This window comes from Aliiglaciecola sp. 2_MG-2023 (assembly GCF_030548145.1).
Classification (GTDB): Bacteria; Pseudomonadota; Gammaproteobacteria; order Enterobacterales; family Alteromonadaceae; genus Aliiglaciecola; species Aliiglaciecola lipolytica_A.
In genome coordinates, this window is sequence record NZ_JAUORY010000009.1 from 175,954 (window position 1) to 193,181 (window position 17,228).

General features: G+C 38.9%; 10 protein-coding genes and 2 pseudogenes. 4 read left to right on the forward strand and 8 right to left on the reverse strand.

Annotation, left to right across the window (positions count from 1 at the left end; all coding sequences use genetic code 11):
* Positions 1 to 3 precede the first annotated feature (3 nt).
* Entirely contained in the window at positions 4 to 354 is a 351-nt protein-coding gene (locus Q4567_RS11700; RefSeq protein ID WP_216048991.1) for a hypothetical protein, read from the forward strand.
* Positions 355 to 613: 259 nt separating this feature from the next.
* Positions 614 to 748 (forward strand): hypothetical protein, encoded by a 135-nt coding sequence (locus tag Q4567_RS11705; RefSeq protein ID WP_289847895.1) that lies wholly within the window; start codon positions 614 to 616, stop codon positions 746 to 748.
* 1 nt (position 749) lies between these two features.
* Here Q4567_RS11705 and Q4567_RS11710 read toward each other — a convergent pair.
* The 5 genes and pseudogenes from Q4567_RS11710 to Q4567_RS11730 all read right to left on the reverse strand — a co-directional run bounded on the left by Q4567_RS11710 (position 750) and on the right by Q4567_RS11730 (position 8,530).
* Positions 750 to 1,721, reverse strand: a pseudogene (locus tag Q4567_RS11710) (IS481 family transposase).
* A 63-nt stretch (positions 1,722 to 1,784) separates the two neighbouring features.
* A complete protein-coding gene (locus Q4567_RS11715; protein WP_216048990.1) occupies positions 1,785 to 2,270 on the reverse strand; it encodes a hypothetical protein in 486 nt (161 codons plus the stop codon).
* A complete protein-coding gene (locus Q4567_RS11720; RefSeq protein ID WP_216048989.1) occupies positions 2,267 to 4,348 on the reverse strand; it encodes a tyrosine-type recombinase/integrase in 2,082 nt (693 codons plus the stop codon). The genes Q4567_RS11715 and Q4567_RS11720 overlap by 4 nt, the downstream gene beginning before the upstream one ends.
* On the reverse strand, positions 4,345 to 6,915 hold the full coding sequence (locus Q4567_RS11725; protein WP_303500493.1) for a hypothetical protein: 2,571 nt from the start codon (positions 6,913 to 6,915) through the stop codon (positions 4,345 to 4,347). The genes Q4567_RS11720 and Q4567_RS11725 overlap by 4 nt, the downstream gene beginning before the upstream one ends.
* A 187-nt stretch (positions 6,916 to 7,102) precedes the next feature.
* Positions 7,103 to 8,530, reverse strand: a complete 1,428-nt coding sequence (locus tag Q4567_RS11730; RefSeq protein ID WP_252729256.1) for a site-specific integrase — start codon at positions 8,528 to 8,530, stop codon at positions 7,103 to 7,105.
* A gap of 144 nt (positions 8,531 to 8,674) precedes the next feature.
* On the opposite strand from Q4567_RS11730, the pseudogene Q4567_RS11735 reads away from it, so the two are divergent.
* Positions 8,675 to 8,923: pseudogene (locus Q4567_RS11735) on the forward strand (PhoH family protein); the annotation flags it as partial.
* Between the two features lie 188 nt (positions 8,924 to 9,111).
* On the opposite strand, the gene Q4567_RS11740 reads toward Q4567_RS11735, so the two are convergent.
* From Q4567_RS11740 to Q4567_RS11750, 3 genes are all read right to left on the reverse strand, one after another.
* Complete coding sequence (locus tag Q4567_RS11740) at positions 9,112 to 10,065, reverse strand: hypothetical protein (RefSeq protein ID WP_303500495.1); 954 nt, start codon at positions 10,063 to 10,065, stop codon at positions 9,112 to 9,114.
* Between the two features lie 81 nt (positions 10,066 to 10,146).
* On the reverse strand, positions 10,147 to 11,544 hold the full coding sequence (gene cysG / locus Q4567_RS11745; RefSeq protein WP_216048984.1) for a siroheme synthase CysG: 1,398 nt from the start codon (positions 11,542 to 11,544) through the stop codon (positions 10,147 to 10,149).
* Positions 11,545 to 11,686: 142 nt separating this feature from the next.
* The gene (locus Q4567_RS11750; RefSeq protein WP_216048983.1) at positions 11,687 to 13,414 is read right to left on the reverse strand and encodes a DEAD/DEAH box helicase; all 1,728 of its coding nucleotides are present in this window, start codon (positions 13,412 to 13,414) and stop codon (positions 11,687 to 11,689) included.
* A gap of 320 nt (positions 13,415 to 13,734) precedes the next feature.
* Here Q4567_RS11750 and prsT point away from each other — a divergent pair, with 320 nt between their 5' ends.
* Positions 13,735 to 16,476, forward strand: a complete 2,742-nt coding sequence (prsT, locus tag Q4567_RS11755; protein ID WP_303500497.1) for an XrtA/PEP-CTERM system TPR-repeat protein PrsT — start codon at positions 13,735 to 13,737, stop codon at positions 16,474 to 16,476.
* Positions 16,477 to 17,228 lie beyond the last annotated feature (752 nt).

Here is a 17,228-nt window from a genome sequence, read left to right on the forward strand (position 1 = left end):
AAAATGAAAATTCGATTCAAAACATTAGTAATTTTTTTAGTGACATTTATTATATCGAGTGGGTGTAGTGATTGGAAGCAAGAGAATATTGATGAAACAATTAATTTGGGAAATAAATTATCAATTACTTTAGAGAAATATAGAGAAACTGAAGGCAGTTATCCAATGAAACTTACTGACCTCACTCCAGCGTACTTGAAGAACATCCCTGAACCAATGGTCGGCGTAAAAAAATGGGATTATGTAAAAGAAACCGATGGCTTTTATCTTGGTGTTAATGGAGCAGACGAAGATTTAGATCCTGTACTTTATCGAACCAATACCAGTGAAGAGTGGTTTATGGACACAAGATAGCTACTAGAAGTATTTATTACTGGGAGCTCTAGGATTTACATACTTTTTGAAGTATACCACAAACCCGTAGTGATTCTGGTATCCGAGAAGGTAGTCTAAAAGCCAACGACCGCTTTACGTACAGGCTGTGTGAAAACTATTGATCACCTTTTGGTCTAAGTATGTGTTTAATATGAGCAATCGGTCTTAAGTATCGATCCTCAATTAGGGTGGTAATTGGTAAAATGAAACTATCAAAAAGCTGATAGGTTTCATATACATGTCGAGGTTTATCGAAGGCCAAAGCAGAACGCAAAGCACGATGTTTCCCGAAGTTCTGGATGACTATATCCATGAAGATAACCCAATTCGTGCCATCGATATGTTTATCAATTCTTTGGAGTTATCTGTGTGATTCATAGAGATCGTTTCAATCTCGCGATCTCTAAATCTAGCTTGTAATTGGCATCCTGAACCCTTTCATTCTTGACTTTATAGTTGTCTAAAACTTCATCTGAAAAAGGTGTTTCATTTGAGACAATGAAATACTTTTCCATTGGTGTTTTTCCCTTGTGAGCGCTATGTGGTCGGTTCCAATTGTAATAGTGCTGCCATTCAGACAGTTGGTTATCCAAATCTTTAGATTCGATATCTACAGTTGCATAAAATTCAGCTTTATCGGTTTTCTGAGACCGCTCAACCTTTCCATTGAGATGTGGTGAAGCTGGTTTGTTGGGACGGAACTTGATGCCCAAAGACATCATTTTTTTCTGAACCTTTTCAGCAAAAAACTCTCTGCCACGATCAGTTTGAAACCGCTGGATAGGAAACGGCATTTCTTCAACGACAGCATCAATAAAGTCTAACGTATTTGCAGCAGTGCGCCGCTTGTAAAGCCTCAGAACTCTATATCTAGTGCAATCGTCAACGGAAGTGTATTGATAAAGTCCAGGACCTATTTTACACGTATCCATTTGTACTCTATCGCCAGGCAGAGGTCGTTCATATCGAATGTAATCAACCTTTCGCCTAAATTTTTGAACGGGTTTAACTTAGTACTTCTTCAGAACTTTGTGAATTGTCGCGAGAGCTAGCGAAGTATTGTGAAGTCTAAACAGCTCACTTTGAAGCCTTCTAGCACCGAGGTTTCTCGTAGCCCGTAATTCTAAAATCAGTTTCGCAACCTTATCTGTAGTTTTAAGGTTTGGTGACGAATGAGGCCGTTTACTAAGACCAACCAGACCATCTTGTCCTAGCTCTTGATAGCGTCGCCACCATTTACGAAGAGTTGGTCTAGTGATACCACATTTACGGCAAACTAACCCCGCGTCACCTGAAGATTCAGGTAACTTTATCCAGACTAATTTTTGTTGAATTTCATCGTTCATAACACCCAAGTATAGTGAAAGGATGTCTATGAATCACACAAATTAAGTTCTGGTTCATAAAATTCATTCATTACGCTTCGTACTTGAAATTAATTCAATAATTTCTCCTGTAGATTCATCCATTCTTATTTCTCTCTGTTGCCCTGAGTGAACTAGTTGATTTTGTAAATCTGCATTTATTAGTTTTAGCTTATCTATCTCTGCATACATTTCTTGCAGTAATACCAGAAATTTCTCTATTTTTTTGTCATAAACTTTTGGATCAATATCACTTTTATGCTTTTCGTTTGCCAGTTTACTTTTGAGATTAGATACGTGGGCTTTGAGCTGCTGGATTAATTCATCCTTGTTAGTTTCTTCCTTTTTTTCCTCCCACCTTGTTTGAGCATCTTCGATCTCTACTCGTAAGTTTATCCATTTTTCTTCTATTTTCGACAGATTTGCAATATTCCTTTTTGCTCTAGTAGCAACAGCATTTTTGGTAATTTTGCTACCATCTGACTCCATTTCATCAAGGGCTCGTTTGATATCGTCGTAAGCGCTACTCATGCTCGTGCCCCTTTGTTATTCTTATATGCGTCATCAAGTACATAATCGGCTGCTGCTATGTTGTTTTTCCAGTGAATAGCAAATAGCTCGTACTCTTCTTGCTCCTCTTTGGATGATGCAGCATATGCCTCTAGTTTGTCAGTTGCCTCTTTTTTTATTATTTGCCAATTCACCTTATGGCGTTTACTGATTATTTTACTTCCGCAATAAACGCACCCACTAGGGATTCCCACTCCTTTTATCTTACAGCCTTCTCCTGCCGTACAGTAACCTGTAGGCAAGCCGCGAATGTTTTGAATATTTTTCACAAGGAATTTTTTCAGTTCTTCTATAGAACTGAAATGGATCTGCTTGATGACATTTGAATCTTTGTTTTGACTATCTGTAATTCCTATTATGAGATCTTTTGAAGTTTTATTAATTTGTTCACCAGCACCACCTTTCAAAGATTGTGACTCTGCTTCATCAATTAATTCTTCAGCTACACGCTCGATTAAAATCTCACTAAATTCTTCTGTAGTTTTAATTAAAGTTGTTGAAGCTAAAAATGCTCTTCGCGTGTATACGAATGTCATTAGACTAGTTAAATGTTTAAATTGATATCTAATGTCATCAAGCTCGCCTAACTTATTTGCTATGACAAAATACGCTAATGTATGTCGAAACATGTGGGCTGTTAGTCTTAGTGTTTCTCCTTCTTCGTAAGGAACTCCTCTTTTATCACCTCTAATTGCTTTATAGTTAGATTCAAGGCGCTCAAGCTCAGCTATGTCTTCATTATCTACTGTTAAATTAAAAAGCTCAGCGTGTTCGCTATTTTTGATTTCGAACTTTGTAAATCTTCCAGAGTTACTAAAGCTAACACTGCCGCTACTATGTGAAACACCAAAGAGTCGATTTTTCTTCAACCCCTCCTTTAAATTGTGGGCTTGACTGTTTTTAATATTGGCTCTGCATGAGGAAAGGACAGCTTGTGCTCGTTCTTGCATACCTATTACATATTTTTCATATAATTCAATAGACTCATATACTTCAGCGTTTGAAAACCACTCCATCTCGACCTTACTGTTGTCAGTTTTGGTCATTGTTGCCGTTAAGTAGTAAATATCACCTTTATGATTGGCACAACCAATCTTACAAGTGAGCGCCTCGTTATACCTCATACCTGTATAGGCTAGAATGTTGATATACGTGGCTAACTTTAAATATTCCAATTCTTCAGATAATTGAAAGAATTCTTCTTCATGAGGCAAGTTTCTGATGTGCTTTGCGATTAGCTCGAATGTGTCATTTTTTGGAGGAGGTTCTATCAAGCCTCCATGTAAACTCTCAATTAAACGTGCATTTAATTCGAGCCATCGGTCGATTTTTTCTTTCAAGCTTTCAACCACTTTGGCTGTAAACTTTAAAATATTCTTCATTACTTTAGTAGGAATGACAGGATGTGAGTATGTTACAGGTCTCGGATGATGAAGGTTATTTAAATGCTCAAGTACATTAAAGAAAATACTACACACTTTGGGACCAAATAACTTGAAGCTTCTTCTTACATCAAATAGCTTAGTAAATGAGTGACTTTGGTTATATAATGCTATCTTAGCAATTTCATATAGATAGTCTTTAATCAAGTTTCTGATAACTAAATCAGATTTAAATTCTAATTCATGAAAGGAGTGGTAACCTCTCTCTCTGATGAAATCAGCTATTAAGTTTAAATAGGTTACATCATTTTGGAGTGTAGACATTTTAAGGGGCTTCCCCCCTACGACATCACCATGTGTGAGCTTAAGTAGTGAATAAATACGAATTTGATACGTTAGTTCATCTTCACCGCTAAAAGTGACATTTCTTTGTGCTTCTTCATAACTATGCCATGTCTTATCACCAAAATGAACCGTGCCATGCTTGGCAATATTTAATGCTTTGTTTTCCCACAAAGGGATATTAATGAACTCGCTAGAGTCACTAACTTTAAGACCTTCCAATACTTGAGCTAAAGGTTTTATAGTGATGTGCCCTTTATGTGTTTTACCTACAGCATGGTCTAATAGTATTGTTTTAGTTATCTCTGTTGTCATAGCAAACCTGTGTCTTTCCAATGAGGGTGTAGACCCGCAGTTCTCAATAGATCTTTTCCATCAATGACTGCCTGTGCATTTAGCTTCGAAATATCATTTAGTACTTTATTTACTCGACTTTTTAATTGCTCGATGTTTTCCAATTGCTCAGTAATAGTGTCAAATGTTGCGGCAGAGTTTTCCATATCAGCAACAACAAAGTCCCGATATGACAATAGCTTCCATACATGCAGTGCGTCAGCAACACAGCGATAAAACGGACACCAAAGACATGCGTTAAAATCTGCACATGCTCGTTCGTCTGCTCCTCGCTGGTCTAATAATTTTCTGTTTTGCGATTCGAATGCTTTTACTGCTGATTCATCTTTAGAATTGACGCATACGCCATTAGGGACTTTTTTACCGTCGTCTGGTGGAGTCAGCAAAATAATTACATTGTCGGAAACATCGCGAACAAAATAGTCGGCCATTGTTTTTGTCGCTCTATTGATTGTCATTGCAACATCTTTGTTATCCTGCATTAAATAATGACGTAAGAATGTTTCATAAGAGTGTTTGCCTGCTTTTTGATACCACTTGAATTCTTTAGAGACCTTCCGATATATATAATTAAGACCTGTTTTTCTGACCTTTTGTGAATTAAACGAGATGTCACAACCGAGATTAGATAAAATCCTCGCTATATTCATTGAGAAACGACCAACTGTTAAAACTAGTACATCTTCTTTTCCAATACTATTTGTTTGGGGATATACAAAAACTCTTTGGGATAACTCCTGAATAGAGGGATGGTATGAGGTAGTTAGCTTTATCGCGGATTTAATGTCAAAAATAACAGGAGCAACTTTGTAACCAGTCAATACTCCTTCTTTTTCTAAGTCTTTATAATCTATCTTGAATTTATGCCATTGAGTTTGATAGTCAGCTCTGCGTTTAAACAAGCGAATAGCAGGTGTTTTGCTTAAATGTAGTGGCGCATCTAAGAAAAATAAGTCGTTAGTATCTAGTTCTAGGGTAGGGGTTAGGTTCCAGCCTGTTTTCAATATGACTTTTGCTGCATACAGCGTAACTTTATCTTTAGTTGCTAGTAAGGTGTCAGAAAGTCCTTTTTCGATAAAATAGGCTAGTTTGACGGCTTCTTTGTACGAGTATAGTTTGTCTTGATTTTGCGAAAGTTGGTTCTGGTGTTGTGCTCTTAACTCAGTGCTAACAGGAAAGCTGATTATTGTATCTAGACCATAAAAGGTCAGTAGCTTATCAACTGCACTCTGATAATGTTTAGCTAAAAAAATCGATAAATCGTCTTGTTTTGATTTTAGCTGGATACCTTCTCTTACAGCTTTTAATATTTCAAAATCATTTTCTACAAAAGCGTGAATCCCATTAGTTGCAATGAGTTTCATTTGTCCTTCAGTTAGTGATGACGAGGTGTATTTTAATACCGAAGCCATACTGCCTATGTAGCTCTTGAGAGTGCTAATATTTATGCTTTCACCATCAATGCGCTTTGTAAAAACGTCATGGTATTCGACTAGATTTTGATAAAATTTATGAGCATTATCATATACCCATTCATGTTTCTGCCATTCCGTAGTATTACTCTCTTTGAAGTAGTACCCCAATGAGTACGGCAATAAACTATCTTTAACAATTTTTTCGCCAGTTATGAAATGGTAAAGATCTAACGCAGCGTTTAGTACCAGTATAAACTGCCTTTTATTTTGAGTACTTTCCTCTTGGTATAGTTTACAAAGGTATTTAAATCCTTGATGGTCATTTGTTACTAGCCCTGAAATGCCATACTCACGGAGTAACTCGACTATTGGGTAAGCAACATTACCACTATTATGTAACCATCTTGGAAAAGTTAAAGTCACAGATCTAACTCTAAATTTTTGGGCTTCTGGAGTGTTTGCCAATTGGTTCTTCAAAAAAGCATCCACTTCTGCGCCAAAATTTGGGGATACTCTATGAGCGCACTTCATAACTTCGGCTTCAGTTCTAAGGTGATTACCTCTAACTATTCCCCATACGTCTGGTAATAAAAATTTTAAAAAAGTGCGGAAATTGTGATTGATTATAAATGGTGAAATAAATGCTCTATCTTGTAATATTTCTACCAAAGGTAGTTTGGCGCGTTCAGCTTCTTTAAGGCTATCGTGCTGAAAAAGGCTTATAATAGCCGCAGATGTTTTGAGAATGTTGTCTCTAATTGTAGAGTCTTTAATATTTAACTCAGGTAATACAAGATAATCTAGATATCCCTTTAGTGATTCACGAACCTCTTTAAACTGATGAAATTTTAGTGCGTGCAATTTGATAATATCAATTGAAATAGATTCATTAGTTAGCCTAAATGGGGCGTTGATTTTGTTGTTTTTAAGGTGAAATTGAGCGAGGTTTTCTAGAGCTTCTTCTATACGCGTAGCCCAAGTAGGTAACTTGACATTGTTTATTTCATTAACGCAGAAGTATTCTAATTCTTTCCAAGTTTCAAAGTCTAATAGAGCATTTAATCCCGAAGTTTGAATTGATGTCGCTGTATCAGCACTTACTTTATTTAGCACGAGTGGAAGAATGTGCTGTAAACTGACACAGGCATTCCGCAAGCGACTCATTGAAATTGCAGTGTCGTCTCCTGTGCTAATGTTGTTTGCTTTGTCATACGCTCTATTAAATAGCTCTTCTAACTGTTCGGCTAGAACAGTTGAGTAAGGGATGAACCTAGCTGGAATGCGATTGGATTTACGCTTTTTAATTTGCTGTAGCATTTTCAGCCTCACGCAATAGAAGTTCATCAACGTCACCGTAGATGTCTTGAACCCACTCAGACATTGCACCGTTTGAGTCGCCACCAACGCTCTTAGCAAAATCGATGTAACGCTTGGTGGTTTTGAAGCTCTCATGGCTCATCAATGTCATCAATATCTGCCGAATCGAACTTTCGGATTCACCCTTCTCTATTAGGTATTTGGCTATATAGGTTGCGAAAGTAGCGCGTAAATCATGAAATGTGCGCGATAGTATTTCTAATTCCCGCTCTCTTTGCTCTTTTCTGACAATGGATATAGTGTTTCCCGGTGTTTCTTCATTTATCCGTTCTCCTGAGCTATTCATAAACAAAGGGAGCGGATGTTCGCTATTGTTCATACCGTATGTGGTTTCGTGTTTTGTACGATGCTTCTTGTTCTCTGGCAGCAGAGTGTGAAGATATAAAAGCTTCATCAATACTCTGGCTATTGTCAGTCTTACAGGTTTATGCCCCTTGCGAACAATGTTTAATTTCGGGATGCGTTTTTTGTTTTCTATTTTGTCTGGATCAAAAATATCACTCTGGTCAATTGCAGAGACTTCAAAGGAACGTAATCCACCCAATAGCGCACACTGTAAGTAGATTTTGTAAGAATTCCTTTGTGCAGTAACTGTCTGTAATAGCTGTTTAAGTTCTTGCGGTGAGTATGGTTGAAGCTCTTTGTCAGGTGAATCTTCTTTTTGTTTTATTGTTCTAGGAATGCTCAGGTTACTGACCCATTCCCATAAACCACCTGAACGTGTTGTGCTAGTTGGTAATTGAAACAACGAGCTTTCACTAGGCTTAGCTTTGGATTTTATACGTACTTGCTTATATTCAAGTGAAAAAGGAAGGCTATCTATAGCGCCTCGTTTATGACTCCAAATATAAAATGTTTTTACAGCTCTTATTCGCTCTTGAGCCGTGTTGTAACTTAGCCGTTTGGTTTTATCATTAGTGGCTACTCGATCACATAAGTATTTGTGATAGCGCCAAACAGGCAATTGTGAAATATCATCGTCTACGGATTGTCTAGAGAGTGGGGCTGCTATGACTTCAAAGTAAGAAGCTCCATCTTTGACTAACCAGTCTAAAAAGGCTTTTAAATGCTTAGCTATACTATGAACAGTTTTTACGTCTAACTTTTTTCCCGGTTGACTTGCATAGTAAGCATCACTGAAAGCTTCGCTCTCTTTTATGTTCTTCTTGAGGCAGAAGTGACCTTCGAATCGGTGCATTAAGAACAAGTTCATTTCTTGGCATTCGGTAATACGATCTGGGTGATAAAGTAGAGAGAAATTAGGCTCTACTTTATCATGACGGTATGAATGAGTTCTGATGCCCTCTTCAGTGTTAATAGGTTGCCCAGATTGATCTAGGTGAAAAGACATCCCTTTTCCCAAATTGACCTCTGTTTTTATTATTTTAGATTTTGTTAGTACTACCATATCAATTCACCTCTAATAATATCTTATTTGTAAAAACTTTTTTAATCAAGTTTCTTAGGGGTATGATAGTAAGGTAGCACTTCGGGGGTGATTTTAGACGAATCACAGAACCTCACAGCTTCTCAACTAAAAACCATCATAACCCGATGCGGAGAGGGCACTAAGCTGATTTGCGGCGGAAACTTGGCGCAAATTGATAGTAATTACCTAAGTGCAGTTACTTCAGGATTAACTTATTTGGTGGAGAAATTCAAAGATTTCTCAGGTAGTGCAACTATCAACCTAGATGGCGTTGTGCGTAGCCGTTTGGCTGAATTTGCGGAAGAGAATTTATAGAACTAGTTTACTCAAACAGTCACTAGATTAATTAAAAAGAGATGTTTTCACATCTCTTTTTTTATTCGTTTTTATTTATCACGTTTACCTGCAACTTAAAGAGCCAAGTAAATCTCGTATTGGTATAGATTATTGGGTTTCAATAATAAGCCGAATGTGTGCTTGAGTGGTTTCTAACTGATTCACAGCTAAGGGATTGGCACAACTCGAAAAGTGCCATTTGCAATATGTCTGGCGGTGTCATCTGAAATTTTTCCAATGCTCACCATTGCAGGCCCTGTCGGTTCAATTAAAACATGTAGGGCACCACGAATATCGATGGCTTTTTCGTCTGGACGCTCGCCCAAGTTTACGGCTAGAAGAGCATGATTGGGCAGGTAGACCATTGCCATGCTGAGATCTGGCAGCAAAGAGCGCATCAAGGAGGCTGTTAATGTGGCTTTGCTATCGCAATCTCCTTTATTGTTATTGAGCACCTCTATCGGTGTAAAGAATCCCGCGCCGTTGGAATCTATGCGACTAGTCAATTCGTTGTAGGGAATTGTTTGAATCCAGCCTAGCATCAAGTTCACGTATGTTCGCGTGTCACTTCCTTGTTCTAATTGCTCGTATATAGCTTGAGCTGCGGGCAGTAAAATTTCTCTGCTTTCCTGGATATAACGAATATGGTCGGGAATGACGCCTTCTTGTCCCAAATGGTTGACGAAGCGAGTGTAGTGGTTTGCAAATAAATAATCATCAAATGCACTATCTTGCTTTTCAGACATAAGTGATTTCCACTTGTCTAGCATTTCTTGATATCGGCTAGTCACTTCAATCTCTAAACGATTACCGCGTTGCTGAATGAGGACGCGGGCTTCTTTAGGATCGACCCTTTGGGCTTGTTTCATCAGTTCAATGTAAACATAGCGCTGAGCAATTTCTGGTTTAAATACGGTTTGATTTTGATACTGATCTTGGGCTGCAGATTTGTCGAGTGAAAATTCCAACGTCTTAGTTTGGTTTGACTGGTCAATCCATTGATAGTTGAAAACGACGTTTTCTCCATCAGAAGATTGGTTAAATTGTAACTGTTGCGCGTCAACCGCAAATATCGAGGCTGCAGAAAATAATACACACAAACTTATTAATAATCGTTTCATTGGAATTCACCGTCTCTTTGTCTTAAGCATAGTAGCGAATTTCAGAGTTGAGGTTAAATTTATGGGCAACGAATTCTGAGATTATTTTGTTGTTTGTTCAGTAAGAAACCAATTTAGTTTGTCTCGCAGGGTAACTACTGTGCCAATAATGATAAGTGAAGGTGGTTTAATGTCAGCTGCTGCGGCAAGCTCTTGAATGGTAGCTAAACTGCCTGTCACAACTTTTTGTTTATCAGTGGTGGCAGATTGCACCATCGCTATTGGCATATCTTTGGGCATACCATGTTCAATGAGCTTGTCACGGATAATAGTTAGGCCAGTTATCCCCATATAAAAAACGATAGTTTGATTTTTTTGTACTAAAGCAGGCCAATCTAAATCAATAGTATTGTCTTTTAAATGGCCGGTTGCGAATACTACTGATTGCGCATGGTCGCGATGGGTTAACGGGATTCCTGCATAACTTGCCGCCCCTGTTGCTGCGGTGATCCCCGGCACCACTTGGAATGCAATATTACGACTCACTAGGGTCTCAATCTCTTCTCCACCACGTCCAAAAATAAAAGGGTCTCCGCCTTTGAGTCGAACCACTCGTTTTCCTTCTGCGGCTAAATCGGCAAGTAAAACGTTTATGTCTTGCTGGGGCAGAGTATGTTGGCTTTTAGCTTTCCCCACATAAATCTTTTCAGCATCTCGACGCACCAACTCTAGAACTTCTTTGGACACCAATCTATCGTAGACCACAACATCCGCTTTTTGCATTAACCGCAGGGCTTTGAAGGTAAGCAAATCTGGATCACCAGGACCCGCACCTACTAAGTAAACTTCACCATGGACTTTCTTTTGCTGGTGGTTTTCCAATGACTCGGCAAATAATGCCTCTGCTTTTTGTTGATTACCGTTAAACACCTGCTCTGCTACAGGACCATCAAGGATATCTTCCCAAAAAAACCTACGGGCAGTTACCGTCGATAATTTCTGCTTTACCAACTCTCTGAACTTTTCTGAGAATTGCCCTAGACGAGCTGTTTTTTGCGGGATGTAAGATTCTAACTTTTGGCGTAAATAGCGTAATAAAACCGGTGCAACGCCACCACTGCTCATGGCGATCACAATTGGCGAACGGTCGATAATCGACGGGGTGATAAACTTGCACAAAGGTGTGTTATCAACCACATTAACTAAAATATTGGCATCACTAGCCAGTTTATGAACTTGTTGGTTCACTTCGCTGCTATCGGTTGCCACAAAAATCAGGTCTCGCTGCGTAATATCGTCATGGCTAAATTCTCTTGAAATGACGGTGATTAAGCCTTGTTCTGCAAACTGCGCTACTGTGTTACACATCCAAGGTGCTACTACTGTAATTTTTGCTTCGCTTTTAAGTAGCAATTCTATTTTACGGGCAGCCACTTCCCCTGCTCCTACTACTAAGCAGTTTAACTTTTGAGTATCAATAAAAATGGGGAAATAACGCATATCGGTTGCCTATAGTAGTAGTTGAGAAATAGATTCTGCGTGAAAATCCATATAGAACAAAAGTATTAAAAGCTAATTGATAGTTCTTTTGGTTATTTAGAATTTGAATCAAAAAACCCGCCTTGTGAGCGGGTTTGATATTTTATCGTTTATCGAATTTCCGTGATTTACGTTTCGGTGGCTCTTCGCTCCACTCACGAATGGCTAAACGCTGTCCTGCTACACGTGTCTTTTCAAGTACACCAAAAGTGTTAGCCGGCATGCCTTTTGGCAAATCAACGGTACTGAAGTTATCAAATATTTCAATAGCACCAATATTTTTACTGCTAATATTGGCTTCGTTAGCTATAGCTCCAACGATATTACCAGGCTTGGCACCGTGTGTATGACCAACATCAATTCTATAACGTTGCATACCTTCATCGGGTTTGCTGCTGCGGCTACGTTTTGGTCCACGATCATCTCTTGAACCACGTTCTCTGCCGCCGCTACGAGGTGCTCTTTCCCGATCATTATAAGCAGGTTTTGCATTTAAGTCAGGGCGGTCGCCTTCTTTAAGAATTAATGGCTCATCACCTTGCGCAATTTTAGCTAAAGCGGCCATGATTTTCTCTGGAGCTGCTTCAGTTTCTTTTTGAATTGATTCAACAATTGGAATTAAGCTCTCAATTGAATCATCTTGAATGGCTTCGATTACGCTGGTTTTAAAACGAGATAGTCGAGTTTCATTGATTTCTGAAATCGATGGAATCGGCATCTGTTCAATGCTTTGTTTGGTTGCTTTCTCGATAGAGAACAACATGCGCTTTTCACGATGTGAAATAAATAAAATCGCATCGCCTTGGCGTCCCGCACGACCGGTACGACCAATTCTGTGTACGTAAGATTCGGTATCATAGGGAACATCGTAGTTGATAACGTGGCTGACACGCTCAACGTCCAATCCACGGGCTACTACGTCGGTGGCCACAAGAATATCAATTTTACCTTGTTTAAGGCGATCAACCGTTCTTTCTCGTGCGTTTTGCGCGATGTCACCATTTAATGGTTCAACATCGTAACCACGGGCTGATAATTTATCAGCTAATTCTACGGTAGCGGTTTTGGTACGTACGAAAATGATGACACCATCAAATTCTTCCACTTCCATGATACGGGTTAAGGCTTCTAACTTATGATGTCCAGCAACCTGACAAAAACGCTGTCTAATGGTACTTGCGGTACTCACTTTGGACGCAATTTTTACATGTTTAGGATTATTCAAATAACGTTCAGTTATTTTCTTAATTGGCGCTGGCATTGTCGCTGAGAAAAGCGCAGTTTGGCGAGTCGCTGGCGCGTGGCTTAAAATCCATTCCACGTCGTCAATGAATCCCATACGCAACATTTCATCGGCTTCATCTAGTACCAAGAAGCGTAATTTGTCTAGTTTAAGCGTGCCGCGTTTAATATGGTCAATAACACGCCCTGGCGTACCTACCACTACCTGAACGCCACGTTTTAACTGACGAATTTGATTGTCGTAAGATTGGCCACCATAGATAGGTAGAACGCGGATTTTTTTCGAAAAGCTAGCATACACTTGAAACGCTTCTGCTACTTGGATAGCTAATTCGCGGGTAGGCGCTAAAACTAATAGTTGAGTGTAATCTGCGTCAATGTCTAGATTGGCCAACATAGGAAGTGCAAACGCACCGGTTTTACCTGTACCTGTTTGTGCTTGGCCAAGAAGGTCATGCCCTTGTAATATTAACGGTATACTCTCAGCTTGAATTGGAGAAGGCTTTTCATAGCCCACTTTTTCAATCGCTTGCAAGAGTGCTTCAGGTAGATTAAGTTCTTTAAATGTTATATCTGTCGTACTGGTCATTCATGATCCCTGGTTACCGGATAAGTAATTAACTGACATCAGCTAATTACAGCTAAACAGGCAATCTTGAAAAGTGCCTAAAGGCCGGTATTGTTTAAAGGCGTAGTATATTAGATAACCTTATTTTAAGCCAACAAAGGTCTCATTTCAGGTGATATTTTTTGGTTTTTTAACTGGTAGTTAACGGTGAATTAACATAAGAGGCATAATTTTAATAAAATCAGTGTTAGTCTAGGCGTTTTTAAACAAAAACTTACTGTTAAAAAAATAACAAGCCTTGTAGCATAGAGCTAATTCGACATTAAGGAAGAGTTAACAATATGAGAACATTACTAATAGCATTTAGCGTTAGCCTCATTCTAGGATGCACTCAAAAAACAAGTGAGGAACACTTAACGTCCGCGCAAGAATTCGTTGAACAGAATAAATTTAATTCTGCAGTTATTGAACTGAAAAGTGCCGTTCAAGCTGACCCTAAAAATCCTAAAGCGCGTTTCGAACTTGGAAAAGTGTACTTAAGACAAAAACAATATGAAAGTGCAGAAAAAGAACTAAATCGAGCATTAGAATATGGTCAACCTGCTTCAGACGTCATTCCTTTATTATCTCAGGCCTATCAAAATTCCGGTGCTTATGCAGAATTGAGTGAAATTGACCACTCAGAAGCAGGGATGACACCTGAGCAAGAGATAGAAGTGGGCTTCTTTAAATTGCAGTCGCTGGCCCAATTAGGAAAAGAAGCAGATGCGAAATTATTATTAGAACAACTTAGTACCATTAACGCTGATACTGTTTATAGCGGATTAGTTGAAGTCTTTGGTTTAGTGTTAAATCAAAATATCGACGAAGCGATAAATAAAACCGATTCGTTGGCGCAAAAGTATCCTGAAAATGCCGATGTACTTAAGTTGCAAGGTCAATTGTATTTGCGTACTCAACAGGCTGATAAAGCAGCTGAGGTATATGAAAAGTACTTAGCGTTATATCCAGAAGATACACAGATTGTATTTGTCTTAGCAAAACTTTTAGTTGATAACGGAAAAATTACCCAAGCAGAACCATACATTGATCAATTATTAGCGATCAACCAAGATAATGCCTTACTTAATCAATTGAAAAGCGTCGTCAGTGCAGCCAAAAACGAGCATGAAAACGCGCAAAAATATGCTGAAAAAGCAATTCAAAGTGGTCGCGGTGACCCAGTTTTGAGATTGATTGCAGGGCATGCGGCATACGTGCTCAAAGACTATGAAGCGGCGAATACTCACTTGTCTTATATTGCCAGTTCTTTGCCAGCTAACCATCCAGCGCTAAAAATGTTGGCGGCCAGTCAATTGGAGCTGGGGTTATCTGAAGATGCTAGCAATGTATTGGAAATGTTCAGTGAAGTGACCGAGCAAGATGCTAAGCTGTTTTCCAAAGCCGGATACGAGTTAATTCGTGCTGGCAATCTAATCGATGCCAAAGAAGTCGTTGCACGCTCAGCAGAGATAAGCCGTTCTGCGGAAGACCTAACTAGATTGGGCGTATTAAGACTCTCATTAAATGATGTCAGCGGCATCATAGACTTAGAAAATGCGCTTGAACAAAGTCCAGATATGGATGTAACAAGAGCAACCTTAGCAAATGCGTACCTTGCAACTCGACAATTCGATAAGGCACAAGAACTTGCTGACGAATGGATTGCCTCTAATCCAGAAGACTTTAAAGCCTATATGCTCGCCGGAGAACTGGCGATTAAGCAAAGTGATTTTGATAGTGCATTGGCTATGTATAAGAAGGCCGAAGCGCTAGATCCTGAAAATGGTTTGATAAAGCTAGCTATTGCCAACTTAGACATAGCCAAAGGTAATCGTGATTCCGGGCATGAAAAATTACTGGCTATTTTATCTAAGAAACCAAGCTTTATACCCGCTTTAGCATCCTATTACCTTTCTCATCGTCAATTGAAAGAAAGTGCCAAAGGTATGCAGCCGGCGTTAACAGCTCTACGAAATGAACCGCAAAATACAGACTTGAAGCTGGTAGTAGCTCGAATGTATTTAACTGAACAAGATTGGAATCAGGTTTTAACAACCCTTGAGAGTATCCCTGAGAATGATTCTATACCTTCATCTTTTTGGAATTTAAAAGGTAAAGCTTTGCTTGGAATTGGCGGTATAGCAGATGCCAATCAACATTATGATAAATGGCTTGCCAGTTATCCAAATAGTAGAGATGCCAACTTAGGTAAAATGCTATTGCTTGATGCCAAAGGAGATTTCGCCGAAGGTGCCAAACTAAGCAGTCGTTTTCTTGAAGCTCGTGATGATTTAAGTGTAGAGGTGTTGAGAACACATTTCTTAGTTATGTCCAGACAGTTTGAAGAAGCTAAGGCCGCGCTTGCAAAGTTACCAGAAGCCACTCAACAATTGCCTGTAGTCAAAGGCTTCAAAGCCCGCATTCAAATGTCCGACCAAGAATATGCCGATGCTCTGGTTAATTCTGAAGCCGTATATGAAGCAATACCCAATAGTCGAAATGCAGTGTTGCTTGCGGTGAATCTAGAACGACTTGATCAAAAATCTCAAGCGCTCGCGCTGCTGCAAAAACATGCTGAAAAGTATCCCAATGATATTGCGGTGAAAATGATGGTTGCAGAACGTCAAATAAGCGGTGATGAAGAAAAAGCCATCGCCACTTATGAGAAAACCTTAGAGTTAAACCCAAATAACTTTGTTGTACTGAATAACTTGGCTTATTTGTATGCGCAAAATGGACGTTTAAAAGAAGCCGAAAAATATGCGAAGCAGGCGGTTGAACAACATCCTAACAACCCTGATGCGGTGGACACCTTGGCGCAAGCTTTGATGAAACAGGAAAAGTATGATGAAGCCTTAAAATATTATGACCGTGTGATAAATGATTCGATGGAGAATAACGAGATCTATCTTAATTATGTAGAAGTATTACTGGCAAGTGGTAACAACAGCTTAGCGAGAAGAAAGCTTGTGGAGCGCACTTTTACGGATGAAAATACCATCGCACGAGTCAAAAGCCTAAAAACGCAGTATGGAATTTAATGAGTGCAACATGCTCACCTCAATGAAGTGGCTGTGCGCTTGGTAAATTGAAATTAACAAATTGAGACATAAAAATGGGAGCGGACGCTCCCATTTTTATTTCGGTTCAGAAGGTTAGGAAAAAGTTCTAAGCCTTTTTGAAATTCTTACACTTTTGGGAAATAGGAAAATTCACCACATTGTTCAATGGCACTGTGGGTTTTTGGTTTGAACTTTCCTTATTCAAATCTATACAAACTAACTTAAAAGACTTACCAGCCAAGTGCTTAAATGGTTCTGAGACTCTTTTAATACGCATAATTTTATTCCATTTGAGATTTTAACCGTGGTCAAATTAATTTCGGCCACTGGTACAATCATTGTTAGCTATCATTTTGGTTTCACTGCTTTAATTATTACTAAGCGAAAACAATGCCAGCTTTTAAAAATTGAATAATACAACTTTTACTGTCTTTACGGTTATTTAATTTACCTAATAGTTATGGTTAGCTATACTTTTGACGCTTAATCCCTTAAAAAACGTCCAAACGTCAATAATTTTTTGACGCTATACCTTTATAGTGCAATTAGAGCGGCTTTACTCTCATTTGAGATGAATAAATTAACAAAGCAGTGAGCATAAATGTTTACATTCGTGGGGGAAGTTGACCAATCCGCTGACTGCACTCTGCGCCTTTTGCCAACACAACGGATTGGTGATGTTCAGTTACCTTCTGATTTTACAGATATTTTTTGTTGATTGTTTTTATTAA